The 18,620-nt window shown below is 51.5% G+C and carries 19 protein-coding genes and 5 pseudogenes; 9 read left to right on the top strand and 15 right to left on the bottom strand.

The features are described from left to right. Window positions 1-132: 132 nt before the first annotated feature. Entirely contained in the window at window positions 133-552 is a 420-nt protein-coding gene (locus SOPEG_RS29525) for a hypothetical protein (protein ID WP_236851878.1), read from the bottom strand. Here SOPEG_RS29525 and nrdD (SOPEG_RS11275) point away from each other — a divergent pair. Further along, a pseudogene (nrdD, locus tag SOPEG_RS11275) lies at window positions 463-1,935 on the top strand (anaerobic ribonucleoside-triphosphate reductase); the annotation flags it as partial. The gene SOPEG_RS29525 and the pseudogene nrdD (SOPEG_RS11275) overlap by 90 nt on opposite strands. 833 nt (window positions 1,936-2,768) lie before the next feature. Here nrdD (SOPEG_RS11275) and SOPEG_RS11270 read toward each other — a convergent pair. Next, window positions 2,769-3,692 carry an IS5 family transposase gene (locus tag SOPEG_RS11270; protein ID WP_025245409.1) on the bottom strand — a complete coding sequence of 308 codons (924 nt, stop codon included), beginning with the start codon at window positions 3,690-3,692 and terminating at the stop codon, window positions 2,769-2,771. A 58-nt stretch (window positions 3,693-3,750) separates the two neighbouring features. On the opposite strand from SOPEG_RS11270, the gene SOPEG_RS30875 reads away from it, so the two are divergent. The 5 genes and pseudogenes from SOPEG_RS30875 to istB all read left to right on the top strand — a co-directional run bounded on the left by SOPEG_RS30875 (window position 3,751) and on the right by istB (window position 8,313). After that, window positions 3,751-4,221: a glycosyltransferase family 2 protein gene (locus SOPEG_RS30875; RefSeq protein ID WP_081742982.1), complete on the top strand. Its 471-nt coding sequence runs from the start codon at window positions 3,751-3,753 to the stop codon at window positions 4,219-4,221. 98 nt (window positions 4,222-4,319) lie between these two features. Then, window positions 4,320-4,553, top strand: a complete 234-nt coding sequence (locus SOPEG_RS11260) for a hypothetical protein (protein WP_038468641.1) — start codon at window positions 4,320-4,322, stop codon at window positions 4,551-4,553. Window positions 4,554-4,688: 135 nt separating this feature from the next. Further along, window positions 4,689-5,831: pseudogene (locus SOPEG_RS11255) on the top strand (IS256-like element ISSoEn2 family transposase); the annotation flags it as partial. Between the two features lie 169 nt (window positions 5,832-6,000). Continuing rightward, a pseudogene (gene istA / locus SOPEG_RS24675) lies at window positions 6,001-7,552 on the top strand (IS21 family transposase). 11 nt (window positions 7,553-7,563) lie between these two features. Continuing rightward, window positions 7,564-8,313: an IS21-like element ISSoEn3 family helper ATPase IstB gene (gene istB, locus SOPEG_RS11240; protein WP_025245405.1), complete on the top strand. Its 750-nt coding sequence runs from the start codon at window positions 7,564-7,566 to the stop codon at window positions 8,311-8,313. A gap of 37 nt (window positions 8,314-8,350) precedes the next feature. Here the strand turns inward: istB and SOPEG_RS29520 are convergent, their stop codons facing one another. The 11 genes and pseudogenes from SOPEG_RS29520 to SOPEG_RS30585 all read right to left on the bottom strand — a co-directional run bounded on the left by SOPEG_RS29520 (window position 8,351) and on the right by SOPEG_RS30585 (window position 13,608). Continuing rightward, complete coding sequence (locus tag SOPEG_RS29520; protein WP_236851752.1) at window positions 8,351-8,653, bottom strand: hypothetical protein; 303 nt, start codon at window positions 8,651-8,653, stop codon at window positions 8,351-8,353. Continuing rightward, window positions 8,650-8,844, bottom strand: coding sequence for a hypothetical protein (locus SOPEG_RS29515; RefSeq protein WP_236851751.1), 195 nt, complete (start codon window positions 8,842-8,844; stop codon window positions 8,650-8,652). Before SOPEG_RS29515 ends, SOPEG_RS29520 begins: the two co-directional genes overlap by 4 nt. Next, window positions 8,844-9,131 (bottom strand): phage protein GemA/Gp16 family protein, encoded by a 288-nt coding sequence (locus SOPEG_RS11230; RefSeq protein WP_236851750.1) that lies wholly within the window; start codon window positions 9,129-9,131, stop codon window positions 8,844-8,846. The genes SOPEG_RS29515 and SOPEG_RS11230 overlap by 1 nt, the downstream gene beginning before the upstream one ends. Window positions 9,132-9,224: 93 nt before the next feature. Next, complete coding sequence (locus tag SOPEG_RS11225) at window positions 9,225-9,956, bottom strand: 3'-5' exonuclease (protein WP_025245404.1); 732 nt, start codon at window positions 9,954-9,956, stop codon at window positions 9,225-9,227. Between the two features lie 161 nt (window positions 9,957-10,117). After that, window positions 10,118-11,042, bottom strand: a pseudogene (locus SOPEG_RS24665) (IS5-like element ISSoEn1 family transposase). Window positions 11,043-11,362: 320 nt separating this feature from the next. Beyond that, on the bottom strand, window positions 11,363-11,554 hold the full coding sequence (locus tag SOPEG_RS11210) for a hypothetical protein (protein ID WP_025245403.1): 192 nt from the start codon (window positions 11,552-11,554) through the stop codon (window positions 11,363-11,365). A gap of 3 nt (window positions 11,555-11,557) precedes the next feature. Continuing rightward, entirely contained in the window at window positions 11,558-12,187 is a 630-nt protein-coding gene (locus SOPEG_RS11205; RefSeq protein WP_025245402.1) for a DUF3164 family protein, read from the bottom strand. Beyond that, the gene (locus tag SOPEG_RS27450) at window positions 12,177-12,368 is read right to left on the bottom strand and encodes a hypothetical protein (RefSeq protein WP_148297061.1); all 192 of its coding nucleotides are present in this window, start codon (window positions 12,366-12,368) and stop codon (window positions 12,177-12,179) included. The genes SOPEG_RS11205 and SOPEG_RS27450 overlap by 11 nt, the downstream gene beginning before the upstream one ends. 7 nt (window positions 12,369-12,375) lie before the next feature. Beyond that, the gene (locus SOPEG_RS11200; RefSeq protein ID WP_025245401.1) at window positions 12,376-12,666 is read right to left on the bottom strand and encodes a hypothetical protein; all 291 of its coding nucleotides are present in this window, start codon (window positions 12,664-12,666) and stop codon (window positions 12,376-12,378) included. 11 nt (window positions 12,667-12,677) lie between these two features. Continuing rightward, the gene (locus SOPEG_RS30590; protein WP_335334093.1) at window positions 12,678-13,208 is read right to left on the bottom strand and encodes an AAA family ATPase; all 531 of its coding nucleotides are present in this window, start codon (window positions 13,206-13,208) and stop codon (window positions 12,678-12,680) included. Next, window positions 13,093-13,608, bottom strand: coding sequence for a helix-turn-helix domain-containing protein (locus tag SOPEG_RS30585; RefSeq protein WP_335334083.1), 516 nt, complete (start codon window positions 13,606-13,608; stop codon window positions 13,093-13,095). The genes SOPEG_RS30590 and SOPEG_RS30585 overlap by 116 nt, the downstream gene beginning before the upstream one ends. Before the next feature lie 186 nt (window positions 13,609-13,794). Here SOPEG_RS30585 and SOPEG_RS11190 point away from each other — a divergent pair, with 186 nt between their 5' ends. Beyond that, the gene (locus SOPEG_RS11190) at window positions 13,795-14,718 is read left to right on the top strand and encodes an IS5-like element ISSoEn1 family transposase (protein WP_025244443.1); all 924 of its coding nucleotides are present in this window, start codon (window positions 13,795-13,797) and stop codon (window positions 14,716-14,718) included. On the opposite strand, the gene SOPEG_RS11185 is transcribed toward SOPEG_RS11190, so the two are convergent. Together SOPEG_RS11185 and SOPEG_RS24660 are read right to left on the bottom strand one after the other, a co-directional pair. Then, window positions 14,686-16,734, bottom strand: coding sequence for a Mu transposase C-terminal domain-containing protein (locus SOPEG_RS11185; RefSeq protein ID WP_071882177.1), 2,049 nt, complete (start codon window positions 16,732-16,734; stop codon window positions 14,686-14,688). The two genes, SOPEG_RS11190 and SOPEG_RS11185, sit on opposite strands and share 33 nt — an antisense overlap. 16 nt (window positions 16,735-16,750) lie before the next feature. Beyond that, entirely contained in the window at window positions 16,751-16,996 is a 246-nt protein-coding gene (locus SOPEG_RS24660; protein WP_236851749.1) for a helix-turn-helix domain-containing protein, read from the bottom strand. Window positions 16,997-17,165: 169 nt separating this feature from the next. On the opposite strand from SOPEG_RS24660, the gene SOPEG_RS22890 reads away from it, so the two are divergent. Then, window positions 17,166-17,777, top strand: a complete 612-nt coding sequence (locus SOPEG_RS22890; RefSeq protein ID WP_025245398.1) for a helix-turn-helix domain-containing protein — start codon at window positions 17,166-17,168, stop codon at window positions 17,775-17,777. Between the two features lie 237 nt (window positions 17,778-18,014). Then, window positions 18,015-18,620: pseudogene (gene nrdD, locus SOPEG_RS11175) on the top strand (anaerobic ribonucleoside-triphosphate reductase); the annotation flags it as partial.

Below are 18,620 nucleotides of genomic sequence, written 5' to 3'. Positions count from 1 at the left end.
AAATTTGCTGCCGGGAAAGGGGCAAAATTCGCCTACCTCCCCTTTTTCCAGCTATTTCAAGCGATACCGCGCGGACGGGTAAAAATCGCGCTGACCAGCAATTCATTCGAACATAAACTTTATTGCGCAAAGTCAATTTTTAGTGCGATCGTTGCGACGATTTTCTACATCTTGTGCCAAAATCACATCACAAAGACTACATATAGTGCCATGCGATGCATCGCACACACTGCCGGCAATCGGCCGCTTCGTCGCATCACGGATTATTACTGGCCGGCACGCGCGGTTTGCGCGCGTAAACGCTCCGCGGCGTAGCCGACCGTTGGCAACATGAGCAATTGTCTTTTTCAGGCGCTGCCCGCAGGTGCGGCGCTTAACCTCTCTCGGCATACAAGGAGTCACATCGTGCAACCGGTAGTGATCAAATGGGACGGATGTCAGGTCAATTTCGATGAACAGCGTATTTTCCAGGCGGTTTTGCATGCCGCACAGGCGGCAGGCGTAGGCGACGCGAATTATTGCGCGACCGTCGCCGCACAGGTCGCGCGGCAAATGGCGTCCCGCTCCCATGTGGATATCCGCGATATCCAGGACGCGGTGGAAAATCAGCTGATGGCGGGTCCTTATAAAACCCTCGCGCGGCTGTACATCGAATACCGTCACGATCGCGACGTGGCGCGCGAGCAGCGCGGCCGGTTGAACCAGGAAATCCGCGGGCTGGTGGAGCAGAGCAATATGGCGCTGTTAAACGAAAACGCCAATAAGGACAGCAAAGTGTTCCCCACCCAGCGCGATTTGCTGGCCGGGATCGTCGCCAAACATTACGCCCGGCAACACATCCTGCCGCGCGACGTGGTGCTGGCCCACGAACGCGGCGAGATTCATTATCACGATCTGGATTACTCGCCGTTCTTTCCCATGTTCAACTGCATGCTCATCGATTTACAGGGCATGCTTACCCAAGGTTTTAAAATGGGCAACGCCGAGATAGAGCCGCCGCGCTCGATCTCCACCGCCACCGCGGTCACCGCGCAAATTATCGCCCAGGTCGCCAGCCATATTTACGGCGGCACCACCATTAATCGGATAGATGAAATCCTAGCGCCCTATGTCGCCGCCAGTTATGACAAGCACCGTAACACCGCCAGTGAATGGCATATTGCGGATGCGGAAGGCTATGCCCGCGCTCGTACCGAAAAAGAGTGTTTCGATACTTTCCAGTCGCTGGAATATGAGGTCAATACTCTGCACACCGCCAACGGTCAGACGCCGTTCGTCACCTTCGGCTTCGGGCTGGGCACTAGCGCGGAATCGCGGCTGATTCAGCAGTCCATACTGCGCAATCGCATCGCTGGTCTGGGTAAAAACCGGAAAACCGCGGTGTTCCCCAAGTTGGTGTTCGCGATTCGCGACGGCGTCAATCATAAATTCAGCGATCCTAACTACGATATCAAACAGCTGGCGCTGGAGTGCGCCAGCAAACGGATGTACCCCGACATCCTCAATTATGACCAGGTGGTGAAGGTCACCGGATCGTTTAAAACGCCGATGGGCTGCCGCAGTTTCCTCGGTGCCTATGAGGAAAATGGCCAACTTGTCCACGATGGCCGCAATAATCTTGGCGTCATCAGCCTCAATTTGCCGCGCATTGCGCTGGAGGCTGAACGCGACGAAGCGCGCTTCTGGTCATTGCTGGACGAGCGGCTGCGGCTGGCCAAAAAAGCGTTGATGACACGTATCGCCCGACTGGACGGCGTGAAAGCGCGGGTCGCGCCGATACTGTATATGGAAGGGGCCTGTGGCGTGCGCCTGAAGGCGGATGACAACATCGCCGAGATCTTTAAACACGGTCGCGCCACCATTTCGCTGGGCTATATCGGCATTCACGAAACCATTAACGCGCTATTTGGCAACCGCACCCACGTTTACGACAGCGTCGTGTAGCGATGCAAAATATTCTGGACTAATTTGCAGACAATTCTGGACCCCTTTAAATCCTAAAAAATGGCTATTTTGGACAGTCCAGAATTGTTTGCAAAAAAATTATCAAGCAAAATTGCAGATGATTAACTCGCGCTTGCGCTGACGATTGCTACCCAATCAGTATTTCAGGTCAACAATGTTGAATGAAGCAGGCTATCCATGCTTGCGTATTGCTCCAGAGCGAATGCCATCCATAGTCCTGAGTTCGCCAACAGATAAAGTGGATGAAAAATTGCCGCCTTCCTCTCCAATGCCGGACTAAATCAATTCCCATAAAAATAGATTTCTATAGATCATTTGCATCATGATCTATAGAGTTATGATGCTATCTAATATTTATTAAATCTTTCTGATATCCCAATTAACTTGAAGATGCAGGCAGAGAAAGCACAATGACCTTACTGCCCGAGTCTTCTGCTGGATAGGCAACTGCATCTTGAAGTATTTTTAGTATATGTCATTGTCATCTACATAAGATAAAAGTCTTATAAAACAATATCTTGCATGTTTAGGGTTTTTTCGTGAATTTTGATTTATAATTTACATTTTGATTTATATAAGTAGATAGCTACATGCTATTAAATTTACATGAAATTAACACATGGTAAACATAATGACTATTTCCTTATCTATCGTTGTTGCAGTTCATAACCTTGAAAAGTACGTATCTGCATGTTTAGATAGCGCGTTATCAGCGATGAAAGATGAACATGATTATGAAATAATATTCGCTTTGTTGAATAAATCCGAAATTTGTGACGACTTCCTTCCTATCAGGGCGATTGTTACATGATGCGGACGCTGTTTGGCATTCCTAACAGTGTGATCCGGTTAAGTGCTTTAACCATTGCCATTGCCTCACCTACCTGCGCGTCATAGTCATGCAGACTCAGATGACCACCCAGAAGTGTTTTAAACCGGAACATGGCCGTTTCAGCCAGTGAACGCCGGTGATAACCTACTTTCTTTTTCCAGGTATCGTTATTGCCGCTCAGATGCTGATTTGCCACCGCATGGTTACGCTCATGGTATCGAGCTGGCCAATATTGCGCACCACTTCGCGGTGGGATAAGCGGCTTTATTTTTTTCCTCAGCAGAGCATCATGACAGTAACGCGTATCGTAAGCACTGTCAGCCGACGCTTCCCTGATTTTCCGGTGGATTTGGTTAATCAGCCCGGGCAGCGCCTGCGCATCTGTCGTACCGCTTAGCGATAAATCGGCACAGATAATTTCATGTGTCACGCTATCTACTGCCAGATGAAGCTTGCGCCATACTCTGCGCCTCTCAGCCCCATGCTGCCTGACTTTCCATTCGCCTTCGCCGAAGACTTTCAGGCCGGTGCCATCGATGACCAGATGTGAGATTTCGCCGCGGGTTGGCGTTTTTATGCTGATGTCGACGGTTTTTGCTCGCCGGCTGACCAGAGAGTAATCTGGGCAGCGCAGCGACAGCCCCATCAGTTTAAAAATCGAGTCAACGAAACCCTGTAACGCCCGGAGCGAAAGGTTAAACACGCGCTTTATCATCAGAACCGTGGTAATGGCCATATCGGTGTAGTGAAGCGGTCGGCCACGATGTTCAGGTGGTGTACTCTCAGTCCATGCAGCAATGGCTGGCTCATCAAGCCATACTGTCAGGTCCCCCCGCTGCCTGAGCGCATTGTTATATGCGGGCCAGTTGGTAATTTTAAACTTTTGCTTTGCCATGGGGACCTGATGTTGAAACGAATGTAGTGATCAGAGCCGCCAGTCACCTAAAAGTTCGATTTATTCAACAAAGCCAATAATATTAGTCGATGATTCATCTTGCGATGATTCTCCTAAAATTAGGAAAGAGTATTCCATAAAATATTCGCAGATCCACTATTTCCGTGTTGAGTATAAGAACATAGGAAGAGTAAGACAATATGCATTAAGTCAATGTCAAGGAAAATATTTTACCATCCTTGATGGTGATGATACTGTTTATGGGGTTTTTTTAAAAAATATACTTCCTTTTTTAAGGATGAAAGATTTTGACTTACTCGCTACACCAATAGAAGGAGACTGTATCAAAAATTATACTATCCCAAAATACGTACGGAAAAAGGATTTTATAAATATGTACTTGAAAGGAAAGAAAATTCAGGGACATTTTGCAGGTAAATTTTATCGGACGTCATTACTAAAAAAAATTGGAATAGTGGAAAAAAATATTATGAAGATGAATACACTTTACTTAAAGCACTTCCTTTAATTAAGGATGTTTTCTTTTCAAAAAGCAGCTTTTATAGTTATTTCAAAAGAGAAGATAATTTAACTAATAGTTTAAATACCAAGCAGATTACTGAACGAATGAATTTAGAAAAAATAAAAATCCAAACGCTAAAGAGACAAGGGCCAATTGCCTATTGTAGCGCAATAAATGAACTAAGAAAGTTGCCTCCTGAGTATTTGCATGAAGAATCCATCAAAATCCTCATTGACACGTGCAAAGAAATATCAATGCCGAGGTTCATTTTATCACCATTTATTAGAGTTAGTGATAAGAAAAAATATTTGAAATTGAAGGCAAGTAAATTATTGTAACCATGAGTGATTTGTCCATGAGTGAAAAACATAAAGAGTCAATGAAAAAATACATCGCTAAACGAGCCTGTTTAGAAATTTGTGTATTTGCCTGATTTTGATATGTTCAATCCAACATCAAAAACAGGTTAATTTATGGACGAAAAACAGTTGCAGGCTCTGGCTAACGAACTGGCCAAAAATCTCAAAACCCCTGAAGATCTCAGTCACTTCGATCGGCTGCTGAAAAAAATCAGCGTCGAAGCAGCTCTCAATGCCGAAATGACCCATCACCTCGGCTACGATAAAAATCAGCCTAAACCGGGGACCAACGCCCGCAACGGCTATTCCACAAAAACCGTTACCACTGGCGATGGCCCGCTGGCGCTGCGTACTCCGCGCGATCGTGACGGTTCCTTTGAACCGCAACTGGTGAAGAAGAACCAGACCCGGATTACCGGGATGGATAACCAGATTTTATCGTTGTACGCCAAAGGGATGACCACCCGCGAGATCGCCGCCGCGTTCAAAGAGCTGTATGACGCCGATGTCTCGCCGGCGCTGGTCTCAAAGGTCACCGATGCGGTCATGGAGCAGGTTGTTGAATGGCAAAACCGGCCTCTGGATGCAGTCTATCCCATTGTTTATCTTGACTGTATCGTTCTAAAAGTCCGGCAGGACAGCCGCATCATCAACAAATCTGTGTTCCTGGCGCTGGGCATCAACATCGAAGGCCAGAAAGAGTTGCTAGGTATGTGGCTGGCCGAAAATGAAGGCGCAAAGTTCTGGCTGAACGTGCTGACAGAGCTGAAAAACCGCGGCCTGAACGATATCCTTATCGCCTGCGTAGGCGGGCTGAAAGGTTTCCCTGACGCTATTAACGCGGTGTATCCGGAGGCGCGGCTCCAGCTGTGTATCGTACATATGGTGCGCAACAGCCTGCGGTTCGTCTCCTGGAAGGACTACAAGGCCGTCACCCGCGACCTGAAAGCTATCTATCAGGCCCCTACGGAAGAAGCCGGCTTGCAGGCGCTGGAAGCGTTCTCCAGTGCCTGGGACATCCGCTACCCGCAAATAAGTCGAAGCTGGCAGGCAAACTGGGCCAATCTGGCCACGTTCTTTGCCTACCCAACGGACATCCGCAAGGTGATCTACACGACCAACGCCATCGAGTCGTTAAACAGCGTGATCCGGCATGCCATCAAAAAGCGCAAGGTGTTCCCGACCGACGACGCAGTGAAAAAGGTGGTGTGGCTGGCGATACAGGCGGCCTCACAGAAATGGACAATGCCTTTGAGGGTGCTGGTTCCGGTCACATCCGATCACCGATTCCGATTTCACCCGATCACTAATTCTGATTTCATCCGATCACTGATTCCGGTCGCCCGATCAGCGATTCCGATTCTGTCCGATCGCTCATCTTCTGTTCCGCCATACTCTGGAGACTTTTAGCTTCTGGGGGCATGGCATGGCACGTAAAAAGAAGAAAGCGAGAACGGAAATGTGCATCTATATTAATGTCTTACGTATGAAATTCGAGCAGCGTCGCTCAAATCGCACTATCGCAGCAGCGCTCGGCATAGGCTGTACTACCGTGCACGATATCCTCGGCCGATTCACGGTAGCTAACCTGGTCTGGCCATTGCCGGCGGAACTGTCTCCCGTCGACCTCGACCGCCTGCTCTATCCCGGCAAATCCGGAAAAGTTATCAATACCTTACCCAGCTGGCTTGATATCGATACCGAGTTAAGCCGCAAGGGCATGACCAAGCAGCTGCTCTGGATGGAATATCAGTCCGCCGTGGGCGGTGATGCCCTCGGTTACTCACAGTTTTGTGCACTGTTCCGTGACTGGAAAAAGAAGCAGCAGCGTTCCATGCGCATGGAACACAAGGCTGGCGAAAAGCTCTTCATCGACTTCTGTGGCCCCACCGTACCTATCGTCAACCCTGCGACCGGTAGCGTACGCTAGGTCGCTATCTTCGTCGCTACCATGGGCGTGTCAGGCTATGCGTATATCGAAGCCTGCGAAGGCCAGGACATGGCATCGTGGCTCAATGCCAATAGCCGCTGCCTGCACTTCATGGGTGGGGTTCCGGAGCTGATGATACCTGATAATCTGCGCAGCGCTGTCAGCACCCCTGACCGCTATGAGCCGGTCATAAACCAGAGCTACCAGGCGCTGGCAAATCACTATGAGACAGTGGTGCTACCGGCGCGCCCGAGAAAACCGAAAGACAAGGCGAAGGCAGAATCAACTGTGCAGCTGGTAGAACGCTGGGTTTTGGCCCGGTTGCGTAAACGTAGGTTCTACTCGCTGGCCGAACTCAACCAGGTGATACGAGAACTCAATCATGAGTTGAATTTGCGCCCGATGCGTCATTACGGCGGACAAAGTCGCCTTTGAACGCTTCGAGCAGCTGGACAAACCGGCTCTTGGGCCTCTACCGCCCACACAATGGGAATACAGTGAGTATCTCGTTGCCCGAGTGGGACCTGATTACCACATAGACTACGGCAAAAACTGGTACTCGGTGCCGCATCCGCTGGTTGGCGAGCGCGTTGACGTCATCGCCACCCAACGGCTGGTGCAAATCCACCATAAGGGCGTCTGCGTGGCTACGCACCCTCGCAGCGATAACGCCTATAGGCACACGACTCAGGCGGCGCACATGCCGGCTAACCATAAGGGGCAGAGTCAGTGGACGCCGGAAAAGCTGTGCAGTTGGTCGCTGTCGGTGGGTGTGTGCACACTGAAAGTGGTCGAGTCCATCCAAAAGAGCAAAGCCCATCCGGAGCAGGCTTACCGCTCCGTGCTGGGGCTACTCAATCTGCAACGGCGCTATGAGACGACGCGACTGGAGAAGGCCTGCGCGCTGGCGTTGGAGAAAGGGTGCATTAACCGCTCTTTCATAGCCAACGTATTGAAACACGGTCGTGAAAGTGAGGTCACCCAGGACGGAGCCGGCGTATCAATGCTGGTTCACGAAAACCTCCGAGGTCCGGACAGTTATCACTAAGGAGAATAAATATGGATACACTGTTAATGGCTCTGCGAGAGCTGAAGTTGTCGGCAATGGTCCAGGCGTTGGAGACGCAACGCGAACTCCCGGGGAGTTATGGGGAGCTGGGGTTCGAGGAGCGGTTGTCGCTGATGGTAGAAGCGGAAAATTTGCATAGAAAAAACAACTACATATGCCGTATGCGACGGCAATCGCAAATGCGCTTGCAGGCAAAACCGGAAGATATCCGCTATATCCCTAGCCGAGGAGTGACACCGGAACAGATGCGAGATCTGCTAGGGGGACAATATCTGAAATATCAGAAAAGCATACTCATCACGGGGCCAACAGGTACGGACAAAACCTGGCTCAGTTGTGCGCTTGGTGAGCAGGCATGCCGGCAGCAATATAGCGTGCGTTACTGGCGAGTGGGTCGGTTGCTGGCCCATCTTCACCAGTGTCAGGTAGACGGGACCTATCTAAAACAGCTTAAGCAGTTAGAAAAAATAGAGTTACTGATCTTGGACGACGTGGGCCTAGAATCAATAAGTCCGATGCAGGCAACGATGCTGTTGGAGGTGATGGAAGATCGCTACGACAAAAGCAGCAGCATCCTGATCAGTCAACTGCCGGTGAAAAAATGGTATGGACTGATAGAAAACCCCACGACAGCTGACGCGTTACTCGATCGGTTAGTACACCCCAGCTATAGACTGGAACTTAAAGGCGAATCACTACGCAAAGAGCAAGGAGTAGCCAGCACAGGAAAAATAGACTAAACCCGAGTCAGAAGATGAGCGAACACGTGAACGAATATCACTGAAATGGGTGATCGGAAAATATCGGAATAACTGATCGGATGTCGCCGGAACAGCTGATCGGATACGTCGGAATCTGCAGCTTGCGCACCAGTTCGCGGGCGCGGGTAGCGGCGATGCCATAGCGCGGGCACAATAGCGTCAGGGCCATGGTGGTGGACTCCCCTTGCGCCCGCAGCCGGTCCAGCTCGGCCAGAAAGCAGCGGTTACGCCAGGCGCGCCACGCCTTGTCGCAGCGGGGGATATACAGCTCCTCGCCGCCAAAATGGCGCATCAGCAGCGCCACCTGAGAGGGCGTCAACACGTCCTGCAGCAGGGCAATGCGTCGCTCCCCGCGCCACGCAATCCCTTGCCGATGCGAAACGGCACCCCGCCGAAATGGCGAATAAGCGACTCGGTGGCTGGAAAGCCTATCAGGCCGGCAATCTGCTGCACCGACTCTGGCAGCAATGCCTGCACCTCGGCGTAATCGGGCTGCAATGACGGTTGCATCACAGCCTCCCGTGCCGTTTGGCGTCCATAATCAGCATTTGCATCAGCCGGCGCACCTGCGCATCATAGAGCCATTCTACGGGCTTTTTTTCGCCCAGCATACGCGCAATCATGCCATCGAGGGAGCCCCAGGGCCGCCCGGCGCTGGCGAGCAGCGCCTCAATCTTATTAAGCATACCCTGGCGTCCCGCCGCCACACGCGGCTTGCAGCCCTGTTGGAGTAACGTGGTAAAGCCCTGGCTGCGCATATAGCGCACCACCCGCGCCAGCTCGGCGGCCGTACACACTCCTTGGCGCTTCGCTTACCGGTCTCGCGCAGCAGGACGCCCCGGTAGGTCTCTTCATCCCAGCCGAGTGTATTTTTACCCGTATGCACAATCTTAATCAGATTTTTCATGAGCATCACTCCGAAGGTTCACCGCATGAGAATGTTGTCCCGGTAAATGCCTCTCCCTCTCACTGAAGAAAGACACTGGGGGCAATAACCCCAGGGCGGTCAAGGCTCGCTTGCATTGGGTGAGCTGGTATTCGGTGACTGACGCATAAGACTGGCCCTCATCAGGAAATAATCGTTGCCAGGCGGTATGCGCTATCTTGACCTGGTGCAGCGCATCCGCCAGTGCATGATGCTTTTCACCGGCAAACGGGATGGCGCGCACATCAATGCCTGACAGCCGTACCAGCGTGCGCAGGTCGGCGACATCCCAGAATGACCAGGGGTAGCGGTCATTGCCCTGGTCGTCTTTTTGCGGGTCAACGCGGTCGAACCAGCTTTCCAGCAGGGCAATATCGAATATCGCGCCGTTACCCCAGGGTACGCGAGGTTTGGCGCAGTGGGTGGCAATGAACGTCCGCAAGGCGCGCGCCACAACATCGGGACGCGCTTTACCGCCAAAGGCCTCCTGACGCGCCTCATCGCTCTGTTTTTGCCACCACAGCAGGGTCTCTTCCTCTGGCTGGCCGTATTGACGTGCGGCCTGATAATCGATACGCGCATAAAACGTCTGTCCAACCCGCCCCGTTGCCGGCTCAAACAACACCGCCGCTACCGACACTATCGGGCAGCTGGCTTTTTTACCCAGCGTTTCGATATCGAGCATCACGTTATTCATGGGTCTGTTCATGATTTTTCCTCAATGCTGTTTTTTATAGCGCATGACCGCCTGTTTCATTTGCTGGCGAATAGCGTCTGAATAAATCATGCATTGCCGTGCGTCCGCTTTGTTGAATAAATCCGAAATTTGTGACGACTTCCTTCCTATCAGGGCGATTGTTACATGATGCGGACGCTGTTTGGCATTCCTAACAGTGTGATCCGGTTAAGTGCTTTAACCATTGCCATTGCCTCACCTACCTGCGCGTCATAGTCATGCAGACTCAGATGACCACCCAGAAGTGTTTTAAACCGGAACATGGCCGTTTCAGCCAGTGAACGCCGGTGATAACCTACTTTCTTTTTCCAGGTATCGTTATTGCCGCTCAGATGCTGATTTGCCACCGCATGGTTACGCTCATGGTATCGAGCTGGCCAATATTGCGCACCACTTCGCGGTGGGATAAGAGGCTTTATTTTTTTCCTCAGCAGAGCATCATGACAGTAACGCGTATCGTAAGCACTGTCAGCCGACGCTTCCCTGATTTTCCGGTGGGTTTGGTTAATCAGCCCGGGCAGCGCCTGCGCATCTGTCGTACCGCTTAGCGATAAATCGGCACAGATAATTTCATGTGTCACGCTATCTACTGCCAGATGAAGCTTGCGCCATACTCTGCGCCTCTCAGCCCCATGCTGCCTGACTTTCCATTCGCCTTCGCCGAAGACTTTCAGGCCGGTGCCATCGATGACCAGGTGTGAGATTTCGCCGCGGGTTGGCGTTTTTATGCTGATGTCGACGGTTTTTGCTCGCCGGCTGACCAGAGAAGTAATCTGGGCAGCGCAGCGACAGCCCCATCAGTTTAAAAATCGAGTCAACGAAACCCTGTAACGCCCGGAGCGAAAGGTTAAACACGCGCTTTATCATCAGAACCGTGGTAATGGCCATATCGGTGTAGTGAAGCGGCCGGCCACGATGTTCAGGTGGTGTACTCTCAGTCCATGCAGCAATGGCTGACTCATCAAGCCATACTGTCAGGTCCCCCCGCTGCCTGAGCGCATTGTTATATGCGGGCCAGTTGGTAATTTTAAACTTTTGCTTTGCCATGGGGACCTGATGTTGAAACGAATGTAGTGATCAGAGCCGCCAGTCACCTAAAAGTTCGATTTATTCAACAAAGCCCCGTGCGTCATAAAAACGCAGGCTGAAGGGCACCGGGACGAGGCGTGACTCCTGCACCAGACTGCGGTCATTAAGATAATAAACACAGCGATTACCGTTATCCCTATATTCACATTTAATCACACGATATAACATGTTTATGTCCTCCCGGGTGGGTTGAGAAAAAAGGCATGACGTTTATTTGGCGCACGCCAGCACCGGCGGATTGACGCCATTATAAAACAAAGCATTAATGCATTATTTATTCAGCGTTTCGGCGTCAGCCACAGAATATTCGCAAAATAAGGTGCGCAGTTAATTTCAACCACAGTACAGGTGGTTAAATCTTTTGCTCTGTCCAGTGTCCTTATTAAGGTGCCATTTTTTAAAATCCGGTTAGGTTGATAAATAAAAGTCGCGCCGACCGGATAGCACTGATTAAACTGTTCTGCCTTCATGATTCATACCCTGGCGATATCCAGCGACAACGGCCGATATTGCCCGGTCTCGTCGATGCGCTCATAAAGGCGGATATAGCTCTTGCTGCTGACCACCTGCACCACTTCCGCCAGCGCATCCATTGCCCGCAACCAGCGTGGGTCGGTGATATCATGGCGACGCAGCTGCAGAATACGGGCCGGATTAATATCACCGTTCTTGTCGGTGGAAAACGCCTGGTCAATAATGGCTAGCAGCTCCGGGCGCGCATTCTGCGTCCATTCCGTCATACAATCATCAATCAATGCCTTGGCGGCCTGGATACGCTCATCAAAGGTAATGCGGTCCTGCAGGGCACGGATAACCTTGTAGTGACCATCAAAGGAATACAGCGTCACATTGCCTTTTCTACCGCCACACTTTACCCCGTACTGCTCAATCGACAGGTCAATCAATGCCTGGATATCGACAAACGCGCGGTGTTTAAAGTCTCGCAATGCCTCATGCAGCGGCCGGGCGCGCGCCACAATATCTTTAACCAGCGCGTCGCGCTCCTTATCAATGGGTTTTACCATGGCGTCGGGTATCAATACGCCTTTGGCGTCCTGCCAGTAGCCGGCGGGTACTGTATTGTCATGTGAGTTAGTGGACATGGGGGGCTCCTTTAATCCTGTTTTCGTTTTCACCTATTTCAGAGAAATACATCTCTATCAGTTTAAGTAATAGGCGTGCACATTTATCTTCATGTGGTGTAACCTTTTTTTGTTTAGCACGGACATTCGCATGAGTGCCTTTTTCATCATCCAGAAGAGTCACTGTTATTTTAATTGGCATGATAGCCTCAATGTAATGACGTTGACCAAATCACCTTGCACCCACCTTTCATGAATGCCCCTTGCTTAAAATCACCCCGTGCGTTTTTGCCCACGGTGATATAATTCGCCTGGCCCTGTTTTAATAACTGCTCACAGAGCGGATGGTGTGCAATACGGATAACGGGTTTGCAATTATGCAATATCACGCTTTTTACGCTCACGCCTCTTATCGTCAAATAATGAATAACAGCTCCTGCCTGCGTCATCGCGGCGATAAGATGAGTGTTGGACGATGCCGCTTTATGATGGACTGACATACTTTCCTCCTTCAATGAATTAGCATTTCTGCATAGCGGTCGATTAACGTCACGGACATCCCCTGATTGCCGATAGCGCTTGTCCGGGCCACCCCGCGCGCTAGTTTAAACAGGCGGCGATAATTGCCCCGTGAATGCTTGCGAAAGGCGGCGGCAATCTCCGGCGCAAGCGGTTTATCCGAGACCCCGCCGTTCGATAGCAGGCTGCCCAGAATGGCACTGAAATCCTCGGCTTCACTGTCTTTCTTACGAGATTCCAGGTCTAACGCCATGCCCACCCGGCTATAGAGCTGGGCGTATTCCCCGCGTGAGCCTTTCAGATTGAGCAGCAGGCGTGGCATGCCCGCCAATACAATGGCCACCCCGGAACGGTCGTGAATGCGGCGCAAGACCTCAAGCACCCTGTAGGGCAGCAGCTCGGCCTCGTCAACCAGGACCAGCCAGTTTTTGTCGCGCAGCCCCTGTACGCACTCCTCGACCAGCTCGTGGATATTGCCGGTTTTGCGCAGACCCAGCCGGGCGCACAGCGCCTGCAATAACACCTTGGCGGTATAGCCCGGGGTCGGCTTCAATCAGGATGACGCCTTTATTGGCGCTGTTGGCGCGCACATACTCTTTCAGTACCATGCTTTTCCCCATGCCGGCTGGGCCGTATATCACACCGATATCGCCGAAGTCGTGCGTGGCACTAATCAGGTCCAGCGCCACCCTGGCCAGATGGGTCGGCACAAAATGCACCTTGATATCCCGCCGGTGAGCGCGCTCTGTCTCGCGATCAAGAAAATCCCGCAGCGTACCCTCGACGTTATCAATATTGCCGTTGTAAACCCCCTTTAAATATTGTGAAATGGTCGCGCTGCTTAATCCGGTTTTATCGGCCACCTTGCGCTGGGTGTAGTCTGACCGTTCCATCAGCTGGAAAATACGTTCTCGCGTTGTCATACAATATATCCTTAGCGGTTATTACCGACCTGCTTGATATCGTGCTCGTATTCAGATTCAAATAAATACACCTTCTCTTTTTCGGGTTCCGCTGCCTTGGGTACCAGCAGGGGCTTTGTTGAATAAATCGAACTTTTAGGTGACTGGCGGCTCTGATCACTACATTCGTTTCAACATCAGGTCCCCATGGCAAAGCAAAAGTTTAAAATCACCAACTGGCCCGCATACAACAATGCGCTCAGGCAGCGGGGGAACCTGACAGTATGGCTTGATGAGTCAGCCATTGCTGCATGGACTGAGAGTACACCACCTGAACATCGTGGCCGGCCGCTTCACTACACCGATATGGCCATTACCACGGTTCTGATGATAAAGCGCGTGTTTAACCTTTCGCTCCGGGCGTTACAGGGTTTCGTTGACTCGATTTTTAAACTGATGGGGCTGTCGCTGCGCTGCCCAGATTACTCTCTGGTCAGCCGGCGAGCAAAAACCGTCGACATCAGCATAAAAACGCCAACCCGCGGCGAAATCTCACACCTGGTCATCGATGGCACCGGCCTGAAAGTCTTCGGCGAAGGCGAATGGAAAGTCAGGCAGCATGGGGCTGAGAGGCGCAGAGTATGGCGCAAGCTTCATCTGGCAGTAGATAGCGCGACACATGAAATTATCTGTGCCGATTTATCGCTAAGCGGTACGACAGATGCGCAGGCGCTGCCCGGGCTGATTAACCAAACCCACCGGAAAATCAGGGAAGCGTCGGCTGACAGTGCTTACGATACGCGTTACTGTCATGATGCTCTGCTGAGGAAAAAAATAAAGCCGCTTATCCCACCGCGAAGTGGTGCGCAATATTGGCCAGCTCGATACCATGAGCGTAACCATGCGGTGGCAAATCAGCATCTGAGCGGCAATAACGATACCTGGAAAAAGAAAGTAGGTTATCACCGGCGTTCACTGGCTGAAACGACCATGTTCCGGTTTAAAACACTTCTGGGTGGTCATCTGAGTCTGCATGACTATGACGCGCAGGTAGGTGAGGCTATGGCAATGGTCAAAGCGCTTAACCGGATCACGCTGTTAGGAATGCCAAACAGCGTCCGCATCATGTAACAATCGCCCTGATAGGGAGGAAGTCGTCACACAAATTTCGGATTTATTCAACAAAGCAACCAGCAGGCTGTAATCGTTCTCCTTGGGCGCATCAATCACCGGACGTAATTCGTCTTTCGCATCCTGAATTTTATTTTCAGCCAGTTTAATGCGACGTTTAGCGCGCGCTTCCAGGGCTTTTTCCACCCGCGAGACCGGCACCGGCGAGACGGTATTGCCATTCCAGAGCGCGGTGCAAAGATAGGCCCCGTCCATCTGGCGAATAATCACTTCATTAGGATTATGGATATCGTAGGCCACCCGCACCGTCTGGCGATCTACCTCAATCAGCTCCCGGGCAAAATACTGGTTGTTCAGTAATTCAACCCAGCCGCGCTGGGCTACCCGTTTTTCTTCTGGCATAAACATCTCGCGCAACTCGCCCAGCGTCAGGTATTCAATATTATCCCCCTCCTCGGCCAGCAGGGCCTTGCGGTAAGCAGCCGGCGTCATCGATTTACCGTTGACCTTGGGCAAGGCGCTATGCTCGTGGCTGTGGTTATAGCGCTGCACTTCTTCCTCGATGGCGTCTATCAGCTGCCGCCAGCTGGGCAATATCGCCAGCGTCTTCTGCTGCGTGGCGTTCAGCTCCTTCCCCTGACGCAATGCATTCGACAGACTCAGCAGTTTTTGCCCCTGCACCCGTACCCCGTTAGGGTCGGCGCTCAATCCGTTATAGGTCTGAAAGCGCAGTGCCAGCCGACGTGGGAGCACCCCGTTCAGCCGCTCAATAATGCCCCGCGCCTGCGGATTACCGGGGATACCGGTAATATGCTCTATGCCCAGCCGGGGAAAAATCCCGGTGATATCCGCATCCAGCATCTTGTTGGTCTCGCCGCCGCCGTTATCGGAGTAGGCAAACAACGGCTTGCCGTGGTGCTGGATGGCATAACGCCACGCATCCGCTACCGCGATGGCGTTTTCCGCCAGTGACAGGCTCCAGCCCACCAGATACCGGGTACGCCCGTCGAGCACCAAAGTCAGCTCTGGGGTAAAGGGCCGCCCGTGTATCGGATGCGCCACTTTCATGTTTACCGACTTACCGTCGGCTATCCAGCAGCCATTCACCGGCATCTGTGCCCAATCCCGCTGCTGGTACACCTGATACGCCTTGAGCGCCGAACCGGTGACCCGGCCCTTGACCCGTCGGTGAGGTGCCACCCTCTTGACCATGCGATTGACCTTGTCGTAGGTCGGCAGGGCCGCCAGCATGGCAGGTTGGTCATGGTATTTGCCCTGCCAGTCCGCCTGAAATGCGCGGTAGGCTTCCAGCACCGTCGGGCCACAGGCCCGGGCATAATGCGGCCAGAAGAGCGTATAGAACCACGTCATGTCCTCGGGACGCTGCTTCTTCGGCTGACCGGGAGCCAGTATCGCCAGGCGCTCCTGGGGCCGCTCAACGCTAAGATAGAGACTCACCCATTCCTGCAGGCTACTTTTGCCCACCCCTTGCCGGGTGCGGCCCTTTTTGGCGTTGGCCAGCGTGGCGGCGCGCTGCAGTGCCTCGGGCAATGTGCCGGCCTTTGACTCCTCGACGATAAAGGTCACCGCCGCAATGCGGGTCATGCCGGCCTGCTGCAATCGGATCACTTCCTGTGCCAGCATCATGCGTGCATCGGCAATCTGCTTTTGGTGATCGTTCAGGGACTGCACCTTGCGGTCAAGCAGGGCTGGACATTGACGCATGATCGCCAGCTCATCACGCGACTTGATGGCGGTGCCGCGCTTGACCGACTCATCAACCGGCTGGGCCGGGGCTTGCGCTATCAAGGATTTATAGTGTCTCTGCTTGACGATCTCGCGCGCTTGCTCTGGCAGACAATCGATGTGGTACTCGAAAGCCTTAGTACCTTTACGCCGACGACGTAATTCAGCACTATTACCTGTTGCTTTATCTAGTCGGCTATGAATATTTTGCTGCATGCGTGGCAAACCGGGCAAAGATACACATTCCTTGGCTGTTAGCCAGATAGACATTTTTGATATTCTCCAACTAAGCAGATTTATGTTTCTCGCGATGGTAACGGCTAGGCCAAATTACTGCCGGGTTAACTCCAATAGCTTGAGCTATAGCCTCTTGATAACAATTAACTCTTCTATAGAAAACATTGCGAATTGAGTTTGCACGCAAACCTAGCTCCTGCTCCAGTGTACGTAAACTGACGCCTTTCTTATCCAATGCCGTGATGATCGCTTTACTAGACCAGTCATGCCCCATATCAACGAACAAGCTGGTCATGTCTTGTCTCGGCAACTGCATTGTGTGATCCTCTAAAGTTTATCAAAGGCGATAATCAGATGTGATTATCATCTCGTATAAATATGCGCGCATAAAAATCCAAAACCAACACAATAGTGCGGATTATTCGCACGATTTATTCTAGTGCAGCCTGATAAGAGAAATCATAATGAATTCATTTGATTACGACCAAAAATCCGCGACGAATACAAAAATCCGTGAACGGATTTTTACAGAGTCGGGAATAATCCGTTTTCCCGAGCGCCTGAAAGAAGCCATGGAAAAAGCTGGATCCCTTAGCAATAGCCTATTGGCCAAAAAATCCGGCATGTCTGAAGCCGTCATAAGGAAGTATTTAAAAGGAGAGTCCTACCCCACGCTTGAACGCCTCTCTTTGCTTGCTAATACTTGTAATTGTACTATTAATTGGTTAGCAACAGGAAAGGAGAGTGGATACGGTGACCGCATGAATAAAACAGGAGGTGTCGTACATTCGTGCGACTCCGTTACGGGAGAGTTTCTTTCGGTATTATCACGAGTAAGTCAGGAGCAGAGAGAGGAACTGCTTACCGTCATCTACGCTAGGGGAATAGCATCACTTCTTAGCCTAAGTGATGATATGAACATAAAAATCTTACAGCTGCCTCCTGAAGAAAAAGAGCGTCTAATGCGGCTCTATGACCAAATCAAAAAGGGGACTAGTGAGGTTGGTGAAGTAGCATCAGAAGATAGCCTAGCAAGCGAACGCACGAACGCAAAAGGGCCGTTTAAAAAACTATAAATTTCTTGTTTATATTTAGTAACACAATTGTTAATAAGAGAATTTTTAAACGGCTTTCAAACTTACCCAAATTACAATCAACCCAGTCCAGAATATAGTGCAAAAAAATCATTTTCCGCTCATTTTTTTGCGACGAGTCCAGAATCAATAAAATCACTGTAAGCCGCGCCAGTAAAGGGCTTCCGGCTAATCCATCGTTCCCCTAGAGAGTCCAGAAATGCTTGCCACCCCACAGTCGAGCTGCGGGAGAAAGCGCTGGCGATCGTCGCACGGTTGCAGGCGGCGACCGAACGTTGGAAGAAAGAAACCGGTTATGGTTTCAGCCTCTACAGTACGCCGAGCGAAAACCTGTGCGACCGTTTTTGCCGCCTGGACGCCGCCGAGTTCGGTATTATCGACGGCGTCACCGATAAAAGGTATTACACCAACAGTTTCCATCTGGACGTGGAAAAGAAAGTGAATCCCTATGACAAGTTGGATTTCGAGGCGCCCTATCCTCCGCTGGCGAGCGGCGGCTTTATCTGTTACGGCGAGTACCCTAATCTGCAACACAACCTGCGCGCGCTGGAAGATGTCTGGGACTACAGCTATCACCGCGTGCCTTACTACGGTACCAATACCCCTATCGATGAGTGCTACGAGTGCGGTTTTACCGGCGAATTCGCCTGCACCAGTAAGGGCTTTACCTGCCCGAAATGCGGCAACCATAACCCGGCGCGCGTGTCGGTGACCCGACGAGTCTGCGGTTATCTGGGCAGCCTGGATGTGCGGCCGTTTAACGCCGGTAAACAGGAGGAAGTCAAACGGCGCGTCAAGCATCTCTCGACCGGCGAGCTGGGTTAA

The sequence above is a fragment of the Candidatus Sodalis pierantonius str. SOPE genome (assembly GCF_000517405.1).
Classification (GTDB): domain Bacteria; phylum Pseudomonadota; class Gammaproteobacteria; order Enterobacterales; family Enterobacteriaceae; genus Sodalis_C; species Sodalis_C pierantonii.
This window is presented reverse-complemented; position numbering and strand designations above follow the sequence as displayed.